At 36.3% G+C, this 21286-nt stretch carries 18 protein-coding genes; 3 read left to right on the top strand and 15 right to left on the bottom strand.

All coding sequences use genetic code 11. The features are described from left to right. Positions 1 to 14: 14 nt before the first annotated feature. Positions 15 to 743 carry a lipid II isoglutaminyl synthase subunit GatD gene (gene gatD, locus PYW36_RS04015; protein ID WP_103159023.1) on the bottom strand — a complete coding sequence of 243 codons (729 nt, stop codon included), beginning with the start codon at positions 741 to 743 and terminating at the stop codon, positions 15 to 17. Further along, the gene (gene murT, locus PYW36_RS04010) at positions 744 to 2054 is read right to left on the bottom strand and encodes a lipid II isoglutaminyl synthase subunit MurT (protein WP_103159024.1); all 1311 of its coding nucleotides are present in this window, start codon (positions 2052 to 2054) and stop codon (positions 744 to 746) included. A gap of 149 nt (positions 2055 to 2203) precedes the next feature. Here murT and PYW36_RS04005 point away from each other — a divergent pair, with 149 nt between their 5' ends. Both PYW36_RS04005 and PYW36_RS04000 read left to right on the top strand, forming a co-directional pair. Beyond that, positions 2204 to 2707: a ferritin gene (locus PYW36_RS04005; RefSeq protein ID WP_037575770.1), complete on the top strand. Its 504-nt coding sequence runs from the start codon at positions 2204 to 2206 to the stop codon at positions 2705 to 2707. A 96-nt stretch (positions 2708 to 2803) separates the two neighbouring features. Next, positions 2804 to 3364 (top strand): 3'-5' exonuclease, encoded by a 561-nt coding sequence (locus tag PYW36_RS04000; protein WP_037575768.1) that lies wholly within the window; start codon positions 2804 to 2806, stop codon positions 3362 to 3364. On the opposite strand, the gene dinB is transcribed toward PYW36_RS04000, so the two are convergent. The 8 genes from dinB to gatC all read right to left on the bottom strand — a co-directional run bounded on the left by dinB (position 3359) and on the right by gatC (position 12506). Beyond that, positions 3359 to 4429, bottom strand: coding sequence for a DNA polymerase IV (dinB, locus tag PYW36_RS03995; protein WP_037575767.1), 1071 nt, complete (start codon positions 4427 to 4429; stop codon positions 3359 to 3361). The two genes, PYW36_RS04000 and dinB, sit on opposite strands and share 6 nt — an antisense overlap. Positions 4430 to 4675: 246 nt before the next feature. After that, positions 4676 to 5206 carry a DUF3267 domain-containing protein gene (locus PYW36_RS03990; protein WP_037575766.1) on the bottom strand — a complete coding sequence of 177 codons (531 nt, stop codon included), beginning with the start codon at positions 5204 to 5206 and terminating at the stop codon, positions 4676 to 4678. Between the two features lie 73 nt (positions 5207 to 5279). Beyond that, positions 5280 to 6608, bottom strand: coding sequence for a carboxylesterase family protein (locus PYW36_RS03985; RefSeq protein ID WP_103159025.1), 1329 nt, complete (start codon positions 6606 to 6608; stop codon positions 5280 to 5282). A 14-nt stretch (positions 6609 to 6622) separates the two neighbouring features. After that, a complete protein-coding gene (rlmD, locus tag PYW36_RS03980) occupies positions 6623 to 7987 on the bottom strand; it encodes a 23S rRNA (uracil(1939)-C(5))-methyltransferase RlmD (RefSeq protein ID WP_103159026.1) in 1365 nt (454 codons plus the stop codon). Between the two features lie 90 nt (positions 7988 to 8077). Further along, a complete protein-coding gene (locus PYW36_RS03975; RefSeq protein WP_103159027.1) occupies positions 8078 to 9010 on the bottom strand; it encodes a diacylglycerol kinase in 933 nt (310 codons plus the stop codon). A 290-nt stretch (positions 9011 to 9300) separates the two neighbouring features. Next, a complete protein-coding gene (gene gatB, locus PYW36_RS03970) occupies positions 9301 to 10728 on the bottom strand; it encodes an Asp-tRNA(Asn)/Glu-tRNA(Gln) amidotransferase subunit GatB (RefSeq protein ID WP_037575761.1) in 1428 nt (475 codons plus the stop codon). A gap of 13 nt (positions 10729 to 10741) precedes the next feature. Continuing rightward, the gene (gatA, locus tag PYW36_RS03965) at positions 10742 to 12202 is read right to left on the bottom strand and encodes an Asp-tRNA(Asn)/Glu-tRNA(Gln) amidotransferase subunit GatA (RefSeq protein ID WP_037575760.1); all 1461 of its coding nucleotides are present in this window, start codon (positions 12200 to 12202) and stop codon (positions 10742 to 10744) included. Position 12203: 1 nt separating this feature from the next. After that, positions 12204 to 12506: an Asp-tRNA(Asn)/Glu-tRNA(Gln) amidotransferase subunit GatC gene (gatC, locus tag PYW36_RS03960; protein WP_037575759.1), complete on the bottom strand. Its 303-nt coding sequence runs from the start codon at positions 12504 to 12506 to the stop codon at positions 12204 to 12206. A 575-nt stretch (positions 12507 to 13081) separates the two neighbouring features. Here gatC and putP point away from each other — a divergent pair. Further along, on the top strand, positions 13082 to 14626 hold the full coding sequence (gene putP, locus PYW36_RS03955; protein ID WP_103159495.1) for a sodium/proline symporter PutP: 1545 nt from the start codon (positions 13082 to 13084) through the stop codon (positions 14624 to 14626). A 99-nt stretch (positions 14627 to 14725) separates the two neighbouring features. Here the strand turns inward: putP and PYW36_RS03950 are convergent, their stop codons facing one another. The 5 genes from PYW36_RS03950 to PYW36_RS03930 form a co-directional block, all read right to left on the bottom strand. Then, positions 14726 to 15919, bottom strand: coding sequence for a CamS family sex pheromone protein (locus PYW36_RS03950; RefSeq protein WP_037575752.1), 1194 nt, complete (start codon positions 15917 to 15919; stop codon positions 14726 to 14728). Between the two features lie 11 nt (positions 15920 to 15930). After that, on the bottom strand, positions 15931 to 17934 hold the full coding sequence (ligA, locus tag PYW36_RS03945; RefSeq protein WP_103159496.1) for an NAD-dependent DNA ligase LigA: 2004 nt from the start codon (positions 17932 to 17934) through the stop codon (positions 15931 to 15933). After that, positions 17935 to 20124 (bottom strand): DNA helicase PcrA, encoded by a 2190-nt coding sequence (gene pcrA, locus PYW36_RS03940; RefSeq protein WP_103159497.1) that lies wholly within the window; start codon positions 20122 to 20124, stop codon positions 17935 to 17937. It lies immediately after the preceding gene. After that, entirely contained in the window at positions 20124 to 20813 is a 690-nt protein-coding gene (gene pcrB, locus PYW36_RS03935; RefSeq protein ID WP_037575743.1) for a heptaprenylglyceryl phosphate synthase, read from the bottom strand. The genes pcrA and pcrB overlap by 1 nt, the downstream gene beginning before the upstream one ends. 159 nt (positions 20814 to 20972) lie before the next feature. Beyond that, positions 20973 to 21275 carry a YerC/YecD family TrpR-related protein gene (locus PYW36_RS03930; RefSeq protein ID WP_037575741.1) on the bottom strand — a complete coding sequence of 101 codons (303 nt, stop codon included), beginning with the start codon at positions 21273 to 21275 and terminating at the stop codon, positions 20973 to 20975. Positions 21276 to 21286 lie beyond the last annotated feature (11 nt).

Below are 21286 nucleotides of genomic sequence, written 5' to 3'. Positions count from 1 at the left end.
CCAATTCTTTAGGTTTATTTTTGCTCATTTTTACGGGCACGATCAATCAAGACTTGTTTTGCTAGTTCTTCTTCTGTGTTATCAAGATATTTCGGTTCAAATGGGATGCCCTTACGTTTGGCTGCCGCTTCTAATAAGTAATCTGTCATTTCATGATTTTTTGGTAATACCGGACCATGAAGGTACGTCCCTAGTAAATTCTTATAATGAATCCCTTCTTTTCGATCGGTCGCGTTATTACCATAACCATAAGTGACGTGACCCAGTGTGTCATAATTATGATAAGTGCGCCCCCCGTGATTTTCAAAACCAACGATAGTTCCAAATGTTTCACTTTCTATAACGACATCACCAGTTAAGCGCTCCGTTTGAGATTCGGTGTAAAAGTCTAAGATATTTAATCCTTCTAAAGTTTCACCATCAGGTGTAATATATTTTTCACCCAAAAATTGATATCCTCCGCAAATGGTTAACCCTGGCAAACCTTCTTCAATGGCTGCTTTAAGTTCAGTTTTAATTTTAGCTAACTCTTTAGTGGCCAAGGATTGCTCACGGTCACTACCCCCACCGATAAAGAAGATATCCGCTTTAGATAAATCAATGCCTTCAGTTTCATTGATATCTACTACGTTTAACTGAATTTGACGCTGTTTGGCGCGGTATTTTAAAGCCATGATATTACCGATGTCACTATAAAGATTTAGTTTGTCTGGCATAAAATGGAAAACGGTTAATTCATACATTTATTTCTCCTCCTTAAACGAACGGACTAATTGATCCAACATAGGGGTTAAAGAGGTATAGTTAGGGATTGCGACTGTAAAGCTATCAAAATCCATAGAGCGTGCCGTCGCTTTATAAATATCTTTTTCTAAAATAATTGGAACATTGATTTCTGCAAGTTTCAATCGTAATTGGAGCTCCTCAGCACGTGAGCCTGTAACGATAATCGTTTCAATATCTTGGGTTGCTAATTTTTCAAAGTCCGCATCATAAATCCAAGAAGTATCTCGCCCATCAGCCGCAAAATCATTCAAGCTCATTAAATAGACTTTTCTCTCTTGTAATTTTTCACCCATTGATATAGAAGCATTCATTCCAGCTGGATTTTTAGCTAAATTTATGAGTGCTTTTTTATGAGATCGTTCAAAATACTGCATACGTCCGTTATCTGATGTATAGGTTTCAAAACCTTTACGAATACTTTCGTCGTCTAAACCTAATTCTCTTAAAACAGCATATGCGGCCAAAGCATTGTATGCGTTAAAATCTCCGGCAATTTTCATATTGAATGTCGCTTGTGGTGTTTGAAGTGTTAAAAATGGGTTTATTTCAAAATGTTGAATTTCGTATTTAGGAGACATACGATTAAAACCACATTCACAAGAATAATGCCCTAATTGATTGTAATGGATATAATCATATTTAAGTAATTTTCCACAGTTTGGACAATAACGGCTTTCATTCATCGTTGATTGTTCAAAAGGATAAGCATTTTTAGCCATACCATAATAAGTGACATGATCACTTGCCTTTTTCAAACGGCTTACAAAAGGATCGTCCGTATTTAAAATTAATGCAATCCCTTTATTCTCAATGGCTGAAATAATATTATTCACCATGATGTCAATTTCTCCAAAGCGGTCCATTTGATCACGAAAGAAATTCGTAAACACCATTTTCGTAGGTGTCATTTCTTTCAATACACGCGGAATTGAACCTTCATCGATTTCGATGATTGCCATTTTAGTCTCCGGACGAGATTGCACGATGAATGCAGAAGTAATCCCTGCAGCCATGTTCGCCCCTTCATTATTATGAATAATTGGAATGTGATTAGCTTTCAGTGTATGCCCAATCAGATTAGATGTCGTTGTTTTTCCATTAGTACCACTCACTAAAACAACCTCATCCACCTTTTCAGCTAACTTTCTTAAAATATTTTGATCAATTTTTCGGGCCACTTGACCAGGCAAGTCAGTCCCCTTTTTACCAACTGCACGACTTGCTTTACGTGCGAGTTTGGCCATCTGAATCGCTGTCCATTGTCTCATAACAATTCTCCTTCAATTTTCGCTTAGAATATTATACCATGCTCAACAGTAATACAAAATCAAAAGCATAACACAAATTTTATTCATTGCATAACTTTTATCCTATTGGGTAAAATGAAAGAGGACGAAGACATCTTTGGAGGGATATTATGCTAGATAAACAATTATTAGAAGCTTTAAATGACCAAATGAATCATGAATTTTTTGCTGCACATGCATATATGGCAATGGCTGCCTATTGTGATCACAATGCTTATGAAGGGTTTGCAAATTTTTACATTCAACAAGCGAAAGAAGAACGTTTCCACGGAAAGAAAATCTATGATTATATTAATGACCGTGGCGAAAAAGCTATTTTTTCTGCAATTCAAGCGCCTAAAGTGGAATTCAATTCTATTTTAGAGACTTTTGAAGATGGATTAAAACAAGAACAAGATGTAACAAAACGTTTTTACCATTTATCAGAAATTGCAAATGATAAAAAAGATTATGCGACGATTTCGTTTTTAAACTGGTTCTTAGATGAACAAGTTGAAGAAGAGTCTATGTTTGAAACACATATCGATTATTTAAAACGTATCGGTGATGATTGTAATACGCTTTACCTTTACGAAAAAGAACTTGCAAGTCGCTCTTTTAACGAAGGAGAATAATTTAAAACTGATAAAACGTCAACGTTCTGTCGTTGGCGTTTTATCGTTATTTATGCTAAGATATGTCATATTTTAGAGTAGAATTGAGGGGTTTTGTTGGCACATAATAGCTATGTTGCACTTGATTTTGAAACTGCGAATTATAAGCGGACAAGTGTTTGTTCGGTCGGTATGGTCAAAGTAGTCGACCATGAGCTCACTGAAACGTTTTATACGCTCGTTAATCCTAATGATTATTTTTCTGCAAAAAATATTGAGGTTCACGGAATACATCCAGAAGATGTACGTGAAGCACCGGATTTTAGTTACGTCTATCCTTATATGCTCCAATTCATCAATGACTTACCTGTGGTCGCACATAACGCTGCCTTCGATATGTCCGTCTTGCATGCAAGTTTAAAAGCCCACCAATTTGAAACACCTAATTTAACGTACTTTTGTTCATGTCAACTTTCCAGAAAAACTGTCGCTTCAAAAAGAAACGGTCTTAAACATATGATGGAACACTTCAACTTAGATTTCCATGGTCATCACGACGCTTTAAATGACGCAAAGGCATGTGCAATGATTACGTATCGCCTATTGAAACATTATCCAAGTCTCGACAATGTATTACGTATTTATGGGAAAAATTTACAAGATAAAGATCTACTATAAAAAGTCATAAATTGTCATATTGCGGTAAAATGCATCTTCAAGACCGCCGACTGTTACACCTATCAATCGGATGGGTGTATCTACTTCTTTTAATTCATAATATAAATCATAGGCCACCTGATAGATTTCCTCAGCTGTTTTTATCGGTGACAGTAAGCTTTTTTGTTTTGAAGTATTTTTAAATGCATCTGTTTTAATTTTTACGGTTACAGTGCGTGCAGATTGATTCAATTGATTTAAGCGTCGTTCAAGAATCTCACTTAATGCTTCCACCTTTTTTAAAATCTCTTCATCATCATTTGTATCTGTATTAAATGTTCGCTCTGCACCTACACTTTTTCTTATGCGCTCAGATTTCACTTCACGGTGATCTCTCCCTCTCACACGTTCATATAATTGGTGACCCTTTTTCCCAAATAAAAAGACAAGTTCTTGTTCACTTTTTTGGAATAAATCAGCGCCTGAATAAATTTGATTGGCATGCATTTTTTCTTTGGATGCTTTCCCTACGCCAGGAAAATCGCCAATGTCTAAGTCCATCAATATTTCATGCACATTATTATAGTCAATTACGGTCATACCGTTTGGTTTATTCATGCCACTTGCTAATTTCGCTAAAAATTTATTATAAGAAACCCCAGCACTAGAAGTGAGTTGTGTCTTATTAAAGATATCACGTCGAATAAATTGTGCGATTTGTGATGCAGATAAATCCGCTCGCACTAAATCAGTAATGTCAAGATACGCTTCATCTAAAGATAATGGTTCTACTATCTCTGTATAGCCTTTGAATATCTCCATAATTTGTTTTGATACTTCACGATAAACCTCAAATCGAGGCTGCATGTAAAATCCGTCAGGACAAAGTTGGTGCGCGCGCGCCATTGGCATTGCCGAGCGAACACCAAAAGCTCTTGCTTCATAAGATGCTGTCGATACAACCCCACGACCACTCGCTTTTCCACCCACAATGACAGGTTTTCCTTTTAAATGCGGGTGATCTCTCACTTCCACTTGCGCAAAGAAAAAATCCATATCGATATGAATAATACGTCTTTCTGGCATCTTAACACCTCCCACTCTATTAAACGTCTTCGGCATTTCACTTTTTAACCCTTTTATATTGAAGTTCTTTTATTATTATAGAGAATTTAACTCGAGTATAGGATCAAAATGACTTCATTTAAAAATTATCACTTTAGACAATAAGAAGAGACTTGAACATGTCTCGTCCAAGCCCCTTTTTATGGTTCCATGTATATTCATTTGCCTAGGTCCCTTTAATTTACCGTTGACCTCGTTAAAACGGTTTCATTTCGACGTATCACTTCGTAATGTTAATCCAATATCAGTCATTTCAATCGTTTGCACATTTTTGTTACTCACGGCTAAAAAAGAGAGATATAAGGCTAGCGTTGAATAACCCATATGAAAAGCAAACACGAATATGATATATGTATTCGTCATATTAATAAAAGAGATAAAAAGCAACATATTAATCACAATAATTGGCAGCAGCATAATTGTTGTAAATGTCATTCGACTCATTTGAATATTTGGCAAATATTGAATTAGAATTCCCGATTTAAATTGTATTTTTGGTTTTGAGGATTTATATAATAATTTAAATAATATAGCACGTAAACATTCATGAATAATAATTAAAATACATAAACCACATAAACCTACGATAACATTCGCAAAAATGTTTTTTTCGTTTAACACCGTTAATGCCATAGACCACTTGTAACTCAAAACGATGAAGACAAGTGAAACAATAAATTCTGATAATAATAGGCGTTTTAACACCTTCGAATTATCAAATAAATCTAACGTGTACAAAAAATCACCCTCTTACGCATAAGGCTTGGCTTTATTATAGCGAATTTTTAGTATTTAAAGTAGTGCGTAGGCATCATCTTTTAGTCTGAGAGGAAGATTTAATGTCCAGTATATTACTATTTGTAGGGATTTGAATCGTACCTGTTTTTGCAAAATCACCCCATACTTTTTTCATTGTTTGACCTGACGAGACAATCTTTTCTTCAGACAATTGAGCATATAACGGTGATTTCATATAGGGCGCAACATCAAATAATAATGCAAGTTCCGAACTATGCCCTGCAGCAAAAAAGTAATCACGGGTTAGCCAATTAAATTGATAAAAATAGGCATTTCCTTTATTCTTCTTGTATGCTTTATAAAAAGCATAAGAAGGCTTTGCATAAATGATTTGGGTCAATCCATAAACAACACCTGAAATGAACCATTTGAATATAGGCATTTCACTTAATTTGCGATAAAAGTTATTCATGTAAATAAATACATTAACCTCGCGTTTCGTGTGACCAATCAGTAAATCATAGTGTTTCGCACGTTGTTTGAGTATTTGTGGAATTTCTTTTTCTTTAGGTAATGGATAAATCCCATAATTTGGCCCAAAAGGCATCAATTTAGTTAAACCTTTCCCCTTATTATGTGATGTAAGCTGAGTTTGTAGTGCCTTTATTTGCGCAATATCTGCATCCAATGCTAAATTTTTAAGATGATCTAGCATATAACGTGTCATCGGGTCTCTCCCTTTCATTAAACCAAGAGGTGCACTTTGAATAATCGCCCGATGGAATAAGTGTTCAGTGCCTTCAGCGAGCATAAGTGCACGAACAGATTCACCCCCTGCAGATTGACCGAAAATTGTAATATTCGATGGGTCTCCCCCAAAATCTTCTATATGAGACTGAATCCACTTTAACGCTTCAATTTGATCTAGTAGTCCTAAATTGGCTAATTCACCTTGTTGATTACGTAAAAAACCTAACACACCGAGGCGATAACTTAAATTAACGACAATCACATTCTCTTGTATCACTAACGGTGATGGGTCATATTCAGGATTTTCCCCACTGCCATTAACAAATGAGCCCCCGTGTATCCAAACCATCACAGGGAGTAATTGTTGTTTTTCTTTTGGACGAGTGATGGATAAATAATGAGGAAATTCCGTTTGTTGAATCGTATCATACTCCGTGCCTAAGTAAAAAGATTCAAATTGAGAATGGCTTTGCCATGCAATCGGCGCATGTTGTGTTGCGTCTATTTCTTCTGTTTCATAATGATAAGGTTGCGGCGCTTCATAACGTGCCGCATAGGCGTAGCGAATTCCTAGAAATTTTTGTGTTTTAGCATTTTCAAGGCCTTTCACCTTCCCCATGCGCGTTTGAATCAAAACATGCTGTTTATCCATCCTATCCCTCCTTATTAGATATCTTTACGTTTTAACAAAGCGACAGTTTCAACATGTGTTGTATGTGGGAACATGTCCACGGGTGTAACCTTAACCAATTCGTAGTGCTCTAATAATAACTGCACATCTCTCAGTTGTGTGCTCGGATTACACGAGACGTAAACAATTTTTTGGGGTTGCAATTGTTTAAGTGTTTCAATAAAGGTGCTATCACACCCTTTTCTTGGGGGATCTACTGTGACAACATCAGGTTGAATCCCTTGTTTTTGCCATTCTAAAATGACGTCCTCCGCTGCACCGGCAACAAATGTGGTATTGCGTAATCCATTCAATTCGGCGTTTGTTTTTGCATCCTCAATGGCTTCAGGAACGACTTCAACCCCATAGACATGTTGGGCGTTTGGCGCCATCGCTAACGCAATTGTGCCTATTCCACAATAGGCATCCAAGACGACCTCATTTCCAGTTAATCCTGCCTCCCTTACAGCAATATCGTATAGTTTTTGCGTTTGAGGGACATTAATTTGATAGAAAGATTGATCATTAATTTTAAATGTTAAATCCCCTTGTGTATCCTTAATCGTCGAGTTACCGTAAACAGTTTTACTTTGTTTACCCATAATAACATTGGAATGTGCTTGATTTATATTGATTTTTATACTTTTAATTTGAGGAAATGCACCTGTTAAATTTTGAATAATCTCCTTTTGATGCGGCAGTGATGTCCCGTTTAACACAAAAACAACCATGATTTCATTGGTATAGAAGCCTTTTCTTAACACAATGTGACGTACGAGTCCTGATTGTTGTCGTTCATCATATGGAGGAATGTGATAGTGATTGAGTAATTGACGTACTGCATTCATGATTTCATTATGTGCTTCATATTGAATTAAGCACTTGTCCATATTTATAATGTCATGACTTCGTTGGCGATAATAGCCCATTTCAACGTGATCTGTTTGGCCGCCAACTGGGATTTGTGATTTATTTCGATAAAACCAAGGATTGTCCATCCCCACTGTATTCTCTATAGCTACGTTTGGCATTTTGCCTTTTCGATGAAAGAGATTGACTACTTGATTTCGCTTCATTTCTAATTGCGCCGTATAATTTAAATGTTGAAGCTGACATCCTCCACATTTAGCATAATACTCACATGGAGGTACTTCACGTGCGTCACTCTCTTTATATATTTCAATTAATTTGCCAATGGCAAAATTCTTTTTTACTTTTATAATTTTATATTGGATACGTTCCCCTATTAAAGCGTGAGGAACAAAAATAGGATAAGCGTTTACTTTGATGACGCCATGCCCTTCATGTGTTAAGTCCATGACTTCGCCTTCTAATACTTGATTTTTTTGAACAACTGTCATTAAAATCCCCCCTTTTCCATGCCTTAAAATTTTTCAAAATTGTAGGGAGTCGATTAGCAAATTCAGATAGAGTTGCTAATCTTCTCCCTATTATTCAGATTGTTTTGGTTTGTCTATTAATAAGTCATTTTCTTCTTGTGATTGAGAAAAAACTTCGATATGACGTACTAAATTTAAAAAGTTAGCAGGCAATTGGCCACCATATTCTCCATCTACATTTAATGCCATATCACTATAAGATGAAATATTTACAGATTGCGCCTTATAGTAATGTACCTTAGGATGATGAATATGTTCCCCTCGAGAAGCTAAAGTCATAATATGGCCCATTTCAGCCAAATTTGATTTTTCAACGATGAGCAACGTAAAGTTCCCATCGTCAAGTTTAGCATCTGGAACAAGTTTTTCGAATCCTGCCATTGAGTTCGTTAAACCTAATAAAAATAACATGATTTCGCCTTCAAATACTTGATCATCATATTCGATGCGTACATCTACTGCATGCATTTGAGGCAACATTTCAAATCCTTTGACATAGTACGCAAATGATCCAATCATTGATTTGAGTTTACTTGGCGCTTCATATGAAACTTCCGTCGGTTTACCGCCACCTGCTAAATTGATAAAATACCGACTATTCATTTTTCCAATGTCGACTTGTACAGTTTTACCTTGGATAATAACATCCACTGCTTCCATAATATCATTAGGTAAATGGAGTGCGCGTCCAAAGTCATTCACCGTCCCCATTGGAATCAGACCGAGTTTAGGACGGTTGGGTTTTTCTGCAATCCCATTCACCACCTCATTGAGTGTCCCGTCTCCGCCTGCCACAATCAGAAGATCGTAATTACGATCAATGGCGCGGGCCGCCTCTTCTGTCGCATCTCCAATTTTTTGCGTTGCATAAGCACTTGTTTCATAACCGGCTTGTTCTAATTTGATTAAAACATCTGGTAATGCTTTTTTAAACAACTCTTTCCCAGACGTCGGATTATAAATAATTCTCGCACGTTTTCTCATATAGATCCCTCAATTTTTGTATACTCACATTTATATTATAGGAACTTGACTCGTATTAAAAGTTATTTACATTATGTATTACTTCTGATGCGCATGTTTAATTCAGAGGTTAACCTTGTCTCAACCTATCTCTCAATAGATGAACTAAATGCTAATACTGCGCGTCATCATTCAATGGATTCATAAATCATTATCTCAATATAACATTGAAGGAGGTGTGACAAAAATGTCTCACCCCCTCAATGTTAGTCCTAATCCATCATTACTGATACGGGATTAGCGATAATAAATTAGGCTTTGTCTAATTCTTCTTTTAATAATTTATTCGCAAGTTGAGGGTTGGCTTGGCCTTTTGAAAGTTTCATGATTTGACCTACTAAAAAGCCCATCGCTTTGCCCTTACCATTTTTATAATCTTCTACAGATTGTGGGTTTTGCTCAATGGCTTGACGGACAAATTCTAAAATGGCACTTTCATCAGAAATTTGTACGAGCCCTTTGTCTTTCATGATTTGTTTCGCATCCCCACCATTTTTCGCTAATTCAGGGAAAACTTTCTTCGCAATTTTACTGCTCATTGTACCATCTTCAATTAACTTAATCATTCCTGCTAAGTTTTCAGGCGTTAAACCTGTGTCTTGTAGCTCGATTTGATTTTTGTTCAAGTATTCGTTAACGCCACCCATTAACCAGTTCGATGTCATCTTAACATCTGCGCCTTCAGAGACAGCAGCCTCAAAGAAGTCAGACATTTCTTTAGTTAAAGTTAAAACATGGGCATCATATTCTGGGAGACCGTACTCTTTTACATATTTCTCTTTACGTGCATCTGGTAATTCCGGAATAGTTTGACGGACACGCGCTTTCCATTCCTCATCGATATATAATGGAACGATGTCTGGCTCTGGGAAGTAACGATAATCATCTGAGGCTTCTTTAACACGCATTAAAATGGTTTTCCCTGTAGATTCATCAAAACGGCGTGTCTCTTGTAGAATTTCTCCACCATTTAGCAATTCTTCTGCTTGGCGTTTGACCTCATATTCTAAACCTTTTCTGACATTATTAAATGAGTTTAAGTTTTTCAATTCAGCTTTTGTACCGAATTCTTTTTGACCATAGGGACGTAATGAAATATTGGCATCACAACGGAGTGAACCTTCTTCCATTTTCCCGTCTGAAACGCCAGTATATTGAATAATTGCGCGTAATTTTTCTAAATAAGCATAAGCTTCTTCAGGTGAGCGCATATCAGGTTCTGATACAATTTCAACTAATGGTGTTCCTTGTCGGTTTAAGTCAACGAGAGAATAGCCATCTTTATGCGTAGATTTCCCAGCATCTTCTTCCATGTGAAGACGTGTAATACCGATACGTTTCGTTTCACCATTCACTTCGATATCAATATATCCATGCTCACCAATAGGTTGATCAAGTTGCGAAATTTGATACGCTTTTGGATTATCTGGATAGAAGTAGTTTTTACGGTCAAATTTTGACTCTGTCGCAATTTCCATATTTAAAGCCATCGCTGCACGCATAGACCAGTCTACAGCACGGCGGTTCACAGTCGGTAATACTCCAGGGTAACCTAAATCAATTACAGTTGTATTCGTATTAGGCTCTGCACCATATGCAACAGGTGCGCTAGAGAACATTTTCGAATCAGTTTTCAATTCTACGTGGACTTCTAGTCCAATAACGGTTTCAAAATGCATTTACTGCCACTCCTTATAATTTTTGATAATGATCATGTAAATTGAATTGCGTTTCAAATTGATATGCCATACGATATAACGTTTTTTCATCAAATGGTTTACCAATTAATTGTAAACCGATTGGTCGACCATTTTCTGCTAATCCACATGGAATAGAAATACCTGGTAATCCTGCTAAGTTGACCGGTGTTGTTAATAAATCGTTTGCATACATTGTTAAAGGATCATTAATTTCTGAACCTAAATCAAAAGCAACAGTTGGAGTTGTCGGTCCAAGAACTACATCATAGTCTTCAAATACATTTTCAAAATCGTTTTTAATTAATGTTCTTACTTTTTGTGCTTTTTTATAGTAAGCATCATAATAACCAGAACTTAATACGTATGTACCTAAGAAGATACGACGTTTAACCTCTTCACCAAATCCTTCGCTACGTGATAGTTTATAAAGTTCTTCTAAATTGTTCGCTTCTTTTGAATGATAACCATAACGAATACCATCAAAACGCGCTAAGTTTGAAGACGCTTCTGCAGAGGAGATTACATAATATGATGGAATACCATAGGCTGTACGTAGAAGTGACACTTCTTCAACAATTGCACCTAAAGATTTAAATGTTTCAACAGCTTTAAGTACAGATTGTTTAATTTCCTCATCTACACCTTCACCGATATATTCTTTAGGGAGTGCGATTTTCATATCTTTGATGTCTTTACCAATATCTGCAGTAAAATCAGTATCCACACCTGGTGCACTTGTGGAATCCATTTCATCTTCGCCACTGATGGCTTCTAATACAATCGCGTTATCTTTAACATTACGCGTTAATGGTCCAATTTGGTCTAGTGATGATGCGAAAGCAACAAGACCAAAACGGGACACACGACCATACGTCGGTTTTAAACCTACTACACCACAGTAAGCAGCGGGTTGACGAATTGAGCCACCCGTATCTGTACCAAGTGTAAATGGCACTAATCCAGCGGCTACAGCAGCAGCTGAACCACCTGAAGAACCTCCAGGAACAGCAGCATGGTCAAATGGATTTACAGTCTTTTTGAAATAAGACGTTTCTGTTGAGCCACCCATCGCAAACTCATCTAGATTGACTTTCCCAATTAAAATTCCATTTTCCGCATGGAGTTTTTTCATTACTGTAGATTCATAAATAGGGACGAAACCTTCTAACATTTTACTTGCACATGTCGTTTCAAGTCCCTCAGTAATAATGTTATCTTTGATTCCCATTGGAATACCAAACAATTTGCCTTCAATTTCACCAGCAGCTTGTTTTTTATCAAGTTCTTCGGCTTTTTTAATTGCATTTTCTTTGTCTAATGCCAAAAATGATTTGATTTGCGGATCAGTTTCTTCAATCGCATCATAAATGTCTTTTACAATTTCTGAAGGCTTAATTTTATTTTCTTTAATTAATTTTTGTAAATTCTCAACTGATTCATAACGGATGCTCATTTTATGCGTCCTCCCCATTCATCACTGCTGGGACTTTAAACTGTCCTGCTTCTACTTCTTTTGCATTTGCTAATGCTTTTTCTTGTGGTAACCCTTTTGTAGCTACATCATCTCTTAAAACATTTTGCAAATCTAAAACGTGATTTGTAGGTCTTACATTTTCTGTATCTACTGAATCAATTTGATGACAAAAATTCAACACACCTGCGAGGGTTTCTTGCATAGATTTAGATTCTTCATCTGTAACATTCAAACGTGCAAGATTCGCAATATGTGCCACTTGTTCCTGTGTAATTTCAGTCATGTTTATTTAGCCTCCTTAAAAATACTCTTTTATCTTAAAATTGTACCAAATTTCATGGTAAAAATCTAAGTTTTTTCTGTCCATATTCGGTTTACAAATGGTTTAAACCTCTGAAATGGATAGACTTGGGTTCTTAGCATAGCTATATCACTCAATATCTTAATTAAATTTTTTGAAACAATGCAATGACTATTGGAAGTGAATCTTAAGTTCAGTCATACTCTCATCCACAATCCCTTTTTCATTGTTCTATGTCTATTAAACATAATCTCTAAAAAAATCTTCTCTCTTCATTACACGTTTTCATGTCTTATTTAAAATCTATATCCCCTACATGTTACACATCTATATAAAATTGGAAAAACCATACATTAATATGATGATTTTTTGCATAAAAATGTATCAAACATTAAATCCTTTCTTCTATTGTTCTTATTTTCTTACATCTATTTGCAGTTACCATCTCGATTATAAAATATTTTGATGTACTTTATAGAAAATTCAAATAAATTTACACTTTTCTTCCAGAGATATTTCTGTATAATTAATTAATGTAACAAAAAAGGGGGATAATTATGTATATTTTTGGGTCTACATTATCGAGTCAAGTCAATCCAGATTGGCAAACATACATCATGATTGCCTTATATTTCATTATATTGCTAGGTATTGGCTATTATGGCTACAAACAAGCAACCAGTAATTTGAGTGAATATATGTTAGGCGGTCGAAATATTGGACCATGGGTTACTGCACTTTCAGCCGGTGCATCCGACATGAGTGGTTGGATGATTATGGGGTTGCCGGGTGAAGTCTACTCCACAGGTCTTTCTGCCGCGTGGCTCTCTATCGGTTTAACGCTCGGTGCATGGATTAACTATTTACTTGTTGCACCTAGATTACGACTTCACACAGAAATTGCGGGTGATGCGATAACATTACCTGATTTTTTCAAAAACCGATTAGATGATAAATCAAATCTCATCAAGATTATCTCTGGTGGTATCATTGTTGTTTTCTTTACTTTATATACACATGCCGGCTTTGTATCCGGAGGTAAATTATTTGATAGTGCTTTTGGTCTAGATTACCGTTTAGGATTATTGTTAGTTGCGGTCATTGTTATTGCTTATACTTTCTTTGGTGGTTATTTAGCAGTATCCATTACTGACTTTTTCCAAGGTGTTATTATGCTTATCGCAATGATTATGGTACCGATCGTCGTTATGTTAAAACTAAATGGACTAGACACTTTCCATACCGTTGCTGAATTAAAACCTACAAATTTAGATCTTTTTAAAGGGACGACAGTGATTGGTATTATTTCATTTTTTGCATGGGGATTGGGATATTTTGGACAACCCCATATTTTAGTCCGCTTTATGTCGATTAAATCTATCAAATTATTTCCGTTTACGAGACGTATAGGAATTACATGGATGGCAGTAGGACTGATTGGTGCTGTCTTAGTGGGATTATTAGGTATCGCGTTTGTTCCTGCTCAAGGCGTAGAAATTAAAGATCCAGAGACACTTTTCGTATTAATGGGACAAATATTATTTCATCCCCTTGTAGGTGGTTTCTTGTTAGCTGCCATTTTAGCGGCTATTATGAGTACTATTTCATCACAATTACTTGTTACTTCAAGTTCGCTAACAGAAGATTTTTATAAACTGATTCGTGGTGATAAAGCAAATACCGAAAAACACGAAAAAGAGTTTGTATTAGTGGGCCGTTTATCTGTTATATTAGTAGCGATTGTCGCGATTGCTATTGCATGGTCACCTAATGATACAATCTTAAATTTAGTGGGTAATGCTTGGGCTGGTTTCGGCGCTTCCTTTGGTCCTCTCGTGATATTGACGCTTTATTGGAAAGGTCTTACACGTACAGGTGCCATCAGTGGAATGGTTGCAGGTGCGTTAACAGTTATTTTATGGATCGTATTTGCACATCCACTCGGTGAAAAATATGAGTTCTTCACTTTATATGAAATCGTACCAGGCTTTATTGTAAGTTTACTCGTCACATTAATTGTGTCTAAGTTCACGAAGAAACCAGATACGTATGTGATTGATGAAATGAACGAAGTGAAACGACGTTTAAAATTAAATGAATAATCTATAAATAGAAAGCCATCAAAATTTATCTAAGACTAAATTTTGATGGCTATATTTATATTCACTGTAAGTTTACGCTAATATCTGAAAAAGAAACGCTTAATTGTTATATATATGAACTTTCGGCTCTTTATCGTCTTTGGTTTTAGTAATTAAAGCACGTGACTCATTACCATCTTTAATATGAATTTCATATTCTTCAACATCACCAAAATCTTTTTCAGCAAGCTGTGTCACATACTGTGTAATACCTATTAATTCGGCTTTACCATAATAATCAATCGGCAAATCAACTGTGAGGGATTGTAACTTTTTATCTTTAAATTTGGCTTTACCTACAGCTTGAGTAAAATTAGTAAAATAAGATTGTAAACTATGATTAAAATCACGGAAGTTAGAATTAAATTGTTCATTTAAGTCCGCCGCTTCACCTGATGGAACAAGTACAGTTTGTTCGTTCACCGTATTCCACTCTTTTAATGCTTCTCCATTTTCTTCAGAGGTCGCATAACTGACAAATGCGCCAGGTGTAATTTGATCTTTTCCGGATTGCATATAAATCGCAAAAGTAATCGGAATATCTTTTAATTTTTCATTTTCTCGAAGACGTGACAACATTTCTTCTGCCATTTCTTGACCTTGTTTTTCAACTTTTTTCTTATCTAAGTCAACGCTAAAAGTCTCACCGTACTTTTCTTTTTGATAGTAATACACTTGATTCATTGCGAGACCAATCGTCATCCCTTTTAATTTTTTACCACTTGTATCTCCATTATCGTAAAAGTTTTGTTCTAATATATTAGAAAGCACTTGCGGTGAATTTTTAGCAATTTTTTCTTCATCAGTTTCGCCATGAACAGAAGGGTTAAGGCCTAAATTTTCGGTTGCTTTACGCTCTTCTTTCTCTTTATCGCTCATTTCATCAAGTTCACTTTTTGTTAACTTAGGCTCTAAATAGGCTTGAATGGTTTTCTTATCTAAAAATTGTCCATCTTGATATAAGTAATCATCTGTAGGAAACACTTGTTTACTTATATTTAATAAACCCGTTTCAAAATCTTCACCGTTATACGTATTGGCCATATTTTCTTGTGTCAGCCCCCGTGCTTGACTCTCTTTAAATGGCAAAATTGTTCGGTAATTGTCTCCTTGCACATTTTTGTCGGTTGCGATTTGTTTCACATCGTTTTGAGTGGATGTATTTTCTTTCGACGATGATGGTTCATTATCGTCTGGGCCACATCCTACGAGTACAAGTGAAAGTCCTACAATAACTAAAGTTCTTTTCTTCATAGGCTATCTCCTTATTCACCGATTTCTTTTTGCTTATTTACAAATTCTTGTTCATTCCAAATCGTCGTTCCTAATGAGGTTGCTTTTGTTAATTTTGAGCCGGCGTCTTTCCCTGCTATCACGAGGTCTGTTGACTTAGTGACGCTACTTGTGACTTTAGCGCCTTGACGTTGCAACCATTCAGAGGCTTCATTACGCGTCATTTGTTCTAACTTACCCGTTAATACTATTGTTTTGCCTTGAAACTCAGGATGACCTTCAATTTGAGAAGTTTTTTGACCCGTATAGTTCATATTGACTTGTTGTGTTTTCAATTTATCGATTAACGTACGAATGTCTTCATTGCCCATATATGTGACAAATGATTGGGCAAGTTTTTCACCAACATCATATATCTCAACAAGCTCATTTTCTGTGACTTGCATGAGACGATCTATCGTTTCATATTTTTCAGCAAGTACCCGACTCGCTTTAACACCTAAATGACGGATTCCTAGTCCAAATAACAAATGTTCTAAAGATTGTGATTTGGCATTTTCAATAGCTTGCATAAGGTTATCGACTTTTTTCTCACCCATACGCTCAAGAGGTAATAAATCCTCTTTTTTTAAATAAAAAATGTCAGCCACATCTTTAATCAATTCGTGATAATACAATTGCTCAATAATTTTAGTACCTAATCCATCGATATTCATTGCTTGTCTTGAGACAAAATGTTTGAGTCCCTCTATGAGTTGAGCTTGGCACTTTGGATTGATACAACGAAGGGCAACTTCACCTTCGATTCGTACTAACTCATGACCACAACTTGGACAGTGTGTCGGCATATGATACTTTTCTGTATTTTCCGGACGACGATCTAATATCACGCGCACGACTTCAGGAATAATGTCGCCTGCTTTTTTAACAACGACCTCATCCCCAATGCGAATATCACGTTCATGTATTAAATCTTCATTATGTAATGAAGCTCTTGAAACAGTGGTTCCTGCGACATGCACGGGTTCTAAGACAGCGGTTGGCGTGACGACTCCTGTCCGACCAATACTCAGTTCAATATCGAGTAATGTCGTGACCACTTCTTCAGCAGGAAACTTATACGCAATGGCCCATCTCGGCGATTTTTGCGTAAATCCCATTTCTTCTTGATGCTCAATTGCATTGACTTTAATTACAATACCATCGATATCATAACTTAATGCATCACGTGACGTTGTCCAATGTGCAATATAGTCAAGTACATCATCGATTGTTTTGGCGATGATGCGTTCCGGATTGGTTTTAAAACCAAGTTCATCAAGCTCTGTGAGTGCTTCACTTTGTGATGTGGCATCAAGCTCAGTAAAATCATTAATACTATACAAAAAGATGTCTAACTTTCTCGCTGCCGCAAGTTTTGAATCAAGTTGGCGTAAAGATCCTGCTGCAGCATTTCGAGGATTAGCAAAAGGGGCTTCCCCTTTCTTTTCCTTCTCCTCATTGAGTTTCATGAATGATTTTCTTGGCATGTAGGCTTCCCCACGAACTTCAAATGATATCGGTTGTTTGAGGGTTAATGGAATCGCATGAATCGTTTTTAAGTTTTCTGTTATATCTTCTCCAGTTGTGCCGTCACCACGTGTTAACCCTTGAACTAGGCGCCCATTCTCATATTTTAAGGAAACCGCGAGACCATCTATTTTAAGCTCACACATGTACGACACTTCACCTACTGCTTCGCGTACGCGTTGGTCAAAACGACGTAAATCATCTTCATTAAATGCATTAGAGAGACTAAGCATAGGTGTTTCATGACGTACTTTTTCAAAAGAGGATTGTGCTTCTCCACCTACACGTACGGTAGGTGAATCAGCAGTTTTAAGTTCCGGATGTTGTGTTTCGATATCGATAAGTTCATGTAAAAGCTTGTCATATTCACTATCAGGAACACTTGGATTGTCCTTTACATGGTATTCGTAATTATATTGATGTAAAAGTTCATGCAAAACTTTTACGCGTTTAGACAAATCCGACATCTATTCGTCCTCCTTCTTTTCAATAGGGGCAAATTGGGCTAATAAACGTTTAGGCCCTTGTGATTTAAATATAATGTCCAGCTCAACTGAACCATTTTTTTCGTTCACATTTGAGACCATACCCTCTCCCCAAGTTTTATGTGTAACTTTGTCTCCAACTTTCCACTCAGATGAAGTCGTTTTGTTATTCACCACTGTTCGTTTGCTAAAACCTCTCTTCGGCGTTTGACGTTTCTGTCCAATTGACGTTGGTTTTTGACGTTCAGGCAGTTCAAGTAAATCTTCTGGAATCTCATTTAAAAATCTTGATTTAGGATTGGATTGTTGACGTCCAAACAATGTACGTGAGGACGCATGGGTTAAATAGAGTTCTTCTTCCGCACGTGTAATGGCCACATAACTAATACGGCGCTCTTCTTCCATTTCGTGGTCATCATCGCTCTTAATGGCACGAACATGTGGAAAAATAGATTCTTCCATACCAATAATAAATACAACTGGATATTCTAATCCTTTAGCTGAGTGCATTGTCATCAATGTGACGCCATCTTCGAGATTCGCTTCATCAACATCAGCCACAAGAGATAAATCTGTTAAAAAGTTAATCAAAGATTGTTCTTCTATTGGAGTGTTTTTTTCGTAATCTTTAGGGACTGACATAAATTCATCAATGTTTTCTAATCGACTACGCGCTTCTAAAGTCTGTTCACGTTCGAGCATTTCGCGATATCCAGATTTCTCTAAAACTTCGTCCACAATCTCACTAATTTCTAAAAACTCTTGTTCTTTCATTAAATGATTAATTAATTGATAAAATTCTGCAGCCGCTTGGGTTACTTTTTTTGATAGTCCTATAAAGTCTATTTCAGCGAGTGCTTCGAACATACTAATATCATTATTTGCTGCATAAGTTGCAATTTTATCCACTGATGAAGGTCCAATGCCACGTTTAGGAACATTGATAATGCGTTGGAGACTAATATCATCCGCACTATTCGCAATTAAGCGTAAATAACTTAAAAGATCTTTGATTTCTTTACGATCATAGAACTTTTGTCCTCCAACCATCACATACGGAACATTGGATTTTAAAAATGTTTCTTCAAGAACACGGGATTGCGCGTTTGTACGGTATAAAACCGCAATATCTTTCAACTTTCTACCTTTTTTCTGCTGTTTAAATATTTCTCGTACAACGTATTCTGACTCATCTCGTTCACTAAATGCTTCGTAATATTTTATCTTTTCACCACTGTCATTTGCTGTCCACAAGCCTTTAGGTTTTCGTTCCGTGTTATTTCGAATAACTTCGTTCGCGGCATTTAAAATGGTCTTAGTTGAACGATAATTTTGTTCTAAAAAGATTGTTTTAGCGTTCGGGTAGTCCTCTTCAAAAGATAATATATTTTGAATATCTGCCCCGCGCCATCCATAAATCGATTGATCGGAATCTCCGACCACGCACAGATTTTTAAATTTTTGTGCCATAAGATTTACAAGTGTATATTGTGCTTTATTGGTATCTTGATACTCATCCACATGTATGTATTGAAATTTGTTTTGGTAATAATCTAATACCTCTGGCACACGTTCAAAAAGTTTAATTGTTGTCATAATTAAATCGTCAAAATCGAGCGCTTGATTTCGCAACAATTGTTTTTGATACCCCTCATACACTTTAGCGACCATTTGTGTATAAAAATCATGTGCTTCTGTAAGTGCATCTTCTGGTGTTTTCAATTCATTTTTCAAGTTACTAATCGCACCAATAAACATGCGGGGTTCATAGCGTTTAGGATCAATATTTTCTCGTTTTAAAACATCTTTAATGACCGATTTTTGATCTGTAGGATCAATGATGGTAAAATTACGTTCAATTCCTATACGGTCAGCATCGCGTCGAAGAATTCTTACACACATAGAGTGAAAAGTCGACATCCAAATAACTTCTGCTTCTTCCCCTACTAATGCTTGCACACGTTCTTTCATTTCTCTCGCCGCTTTATTCGTAAACGTTATGGCTAAAATATGATAAGGAGAAACCTCTTTTTCATCTAATAAATACGCAATGCGATGAGTGAGCACACGCGTTTTACCAGATCCTGCGCCCGCCATAATTAAAAGCGGCCCCTCAGTCGTACGTACCGCTTCACTTTGTTCCGTATTCATATGTTTCACTAATGGATTCATTATGTTCTCTCCTTTATTTTAGTCGTTTGAATTGCTTTTTTAATATCTTCATAGATTAAATTGCCGACGACAATCGTATCAGCAATTTCCGCAAATTGAATGGCGTGCGCTAAACTGTCAATGCCACCACCATAAAACAATTGTGTTGTGGTAAGGTATGATTGCGCTGCTCGCACGACTTCAGGGTCCCCTAATTGTCCGCTATACTCCAAGTAAAATACCGGAAATCGATACATTTCATTCGCCATTTGTGCATAAGCTTCAATATCTTCTGTTGAAAGTTCTGTATGCGCATGTGTATGTTGTGCCACTTTACTATTAGGATTTAAAACCACATACCCTTCAAATACCATTTCTTCAAAATGAATCATATGACCGTAGGCTTTTAAGGCTTCATGTAATAAGCCATTATGAAATTTTACCTCCTTACTGTTCATAACAGTAGGGACAAAATAAAAATCAAAACCAGGAACTGTACTCTCTATATTAGAAATTTCAAGTGCGAGTGGTAACGGATAACGCCTTACGCGACTCATTAAATGCAAGACATTATCTTCTGTTACATTATCAGTTCCTCCTATGATAATTGCATCTGTATTGGACATACATAGCTTTTCCAAATCTGCATCTGAAATGGGTTTAGCTGGATCTAATTTAAAGACATGACGCCATTCTTTTATATCATACATTACCGAATACTCCTTTAAATATCATGACCTATATTATACCATTTTTAAAGTGGATATTCTAAGGTTCACCCATGTAATTTGAATATAATGAAACATAAAAAACAAGCGTAAATAGAGCACCTTCATGCTCAACTCTACGCTTGCTAAAAACTTATTGTATTATTGTTTCGTTTCAATATCCATACGTTCTAAAATCATCGTATATGCATCGTTTCCCCATTGTAATGAACGCTTAACGCGAGATATCGTTGCAGTGGAGGCACCTGATTCCGCCTCAATTGTAGCATAGGTGTATCCTTGTTTGATCATCTTTGCTACTTGTAAACGTTGTGATAGTGATTGAAGTTCATTCACCGTACACAAATCATCAAAAAATTGATAACATTCCTCGCGTGTTTCTAATGTTAATATTGCATCAAATAACTCATTTAATGCTTGTCCACGTAACTTTTCAATTTGCATGGTATACAACC

The sequence above is a fragment of the Staphylococcus chromogenes genome (assembly GCF_029024625.1).
GTDB lineage: Bacteria > Bacillota > Bacilli > Staphylococcales > Staphylococcaceae > Staphylococcus > Staphylococcus chromogenes.
This window is presented reverse-complemented; position numbering and strand designations above follow the sequence as displayed.

What these genes read in the sequence shown, in the direction of transcription:
- ligA (WP_103159496.1), bottom strand. Translation starts at nt 17,934, where the DNA reads ATGTCGGATTTGTCTAAACGCGTAAAAGTTTTGCATGAACTTTTACAT.
- pcrB (WP_037575743.1), bottom strand. Translation starts at nt 20,813, where the DNA reads ATGTATGATATAAAAGAATGGCGTCATGTCTTTAAATTAGATCCAGCT.
- rlmD (WP_103159026.1), bottom strand. Translation starts at nt 7,987, where the DNA reads ATGACAGTTGTTCAAAAAAATCAAGTATTAGAAGGCGAAGTCATGGAC.
- gatB (WP_037575761.1), bottom strand. Translation starts at nt 10,728, where the DNA reads ATGCATTTTGAAACCGTTATTGGACTAGAAGTCCACGTAGAATTGAAA.
- PYW36_RS03985 (WP_103159025.1), bottom strand. Translation starts at nt 6,608, where the DNA reads ATGGATAAACAGCATGTTTTGATTCAAACGCGCATGGGGAAGGTGAAA.
- gatD (WP_103159023.1), bottom strand. Translation starts at nt 743, where the DNA reads ATGTATGAATTAACCGTTTTCCATTTTATGCCAGACAAACTAAATCTT.
- dinB (WP_037575767.1), bottom strand. Translation starts at nt 4,429, where the DNA reads ATGCCAGAAAGACGTATTATTCATATCGATATGGATTTTTTCTTTGCG.
- murT (WP_103159024.1), bottom strand. Translation starts at nt 2,054, where the DNA reads ATGAGACAATGGACAGCGATTCAGATGGCCAAACTCGCACGTAAAGCA.
- putP (WP_103159495.1), top strand. Translation starts at nt 13,082, where the DNA reads ATGTATATTTTTGGGTCTACATTATCGAGTCAAGTCAATCCAGATTGG.
- PYW36_RS04005 (WP_037575770.1), top strand. Translation starts at nt 2,204, where the DNA reads ATGCTAGATAAACAATTATTAGAAGCTTTAAATGACCAAATGAATCAT.
- pcrA (WP_103159497.1), bottom strand. Translation starts at nt 20,124, where the DNA reads ATGAATCCATTAGTGAAACATATGAATACGGAACAAAGTGAAGCGGTA.
- PYW36_RS03930 (WP_037575741.1), bottom strand. Translation starts at nt 21,275, where the DNA reads ATGCAAATTGAAAAGTTACGTGGACAAGCATTAAATGAGTTATTTGAT.
- PYW36_RS03975 (WP_103159027.1), bottom strand. Translation starts at nt 9,010, where the DNA reads ATGAGAAAACGTGCGAGAATTATTTATAATCCGACGTCTGGGAAAGAG.
- gatC (WP_037575759.1), bottom strand. Translation starts at nt 12,506, where the DNA reads ATGACTGAAATTACACAGGAACAAGTGGCACATATTGCGAATCTTGCA.
- PYW36_RS03950 (WP_037575752.1), bottom strand. Translation starts at nt 15,919, where the DNA reads ATGAAGAAAAGAACTTTAGTTATTGTAGGACTTTCACTTGTACTCGTA.
- gatA (WP_037575760.1), bottom strand. Translation starts at nt 12,202, where the DNA reads ATGAGCATCCGTTATGAATCAGTTGAGAATTTACAAAAATTAATTAAA.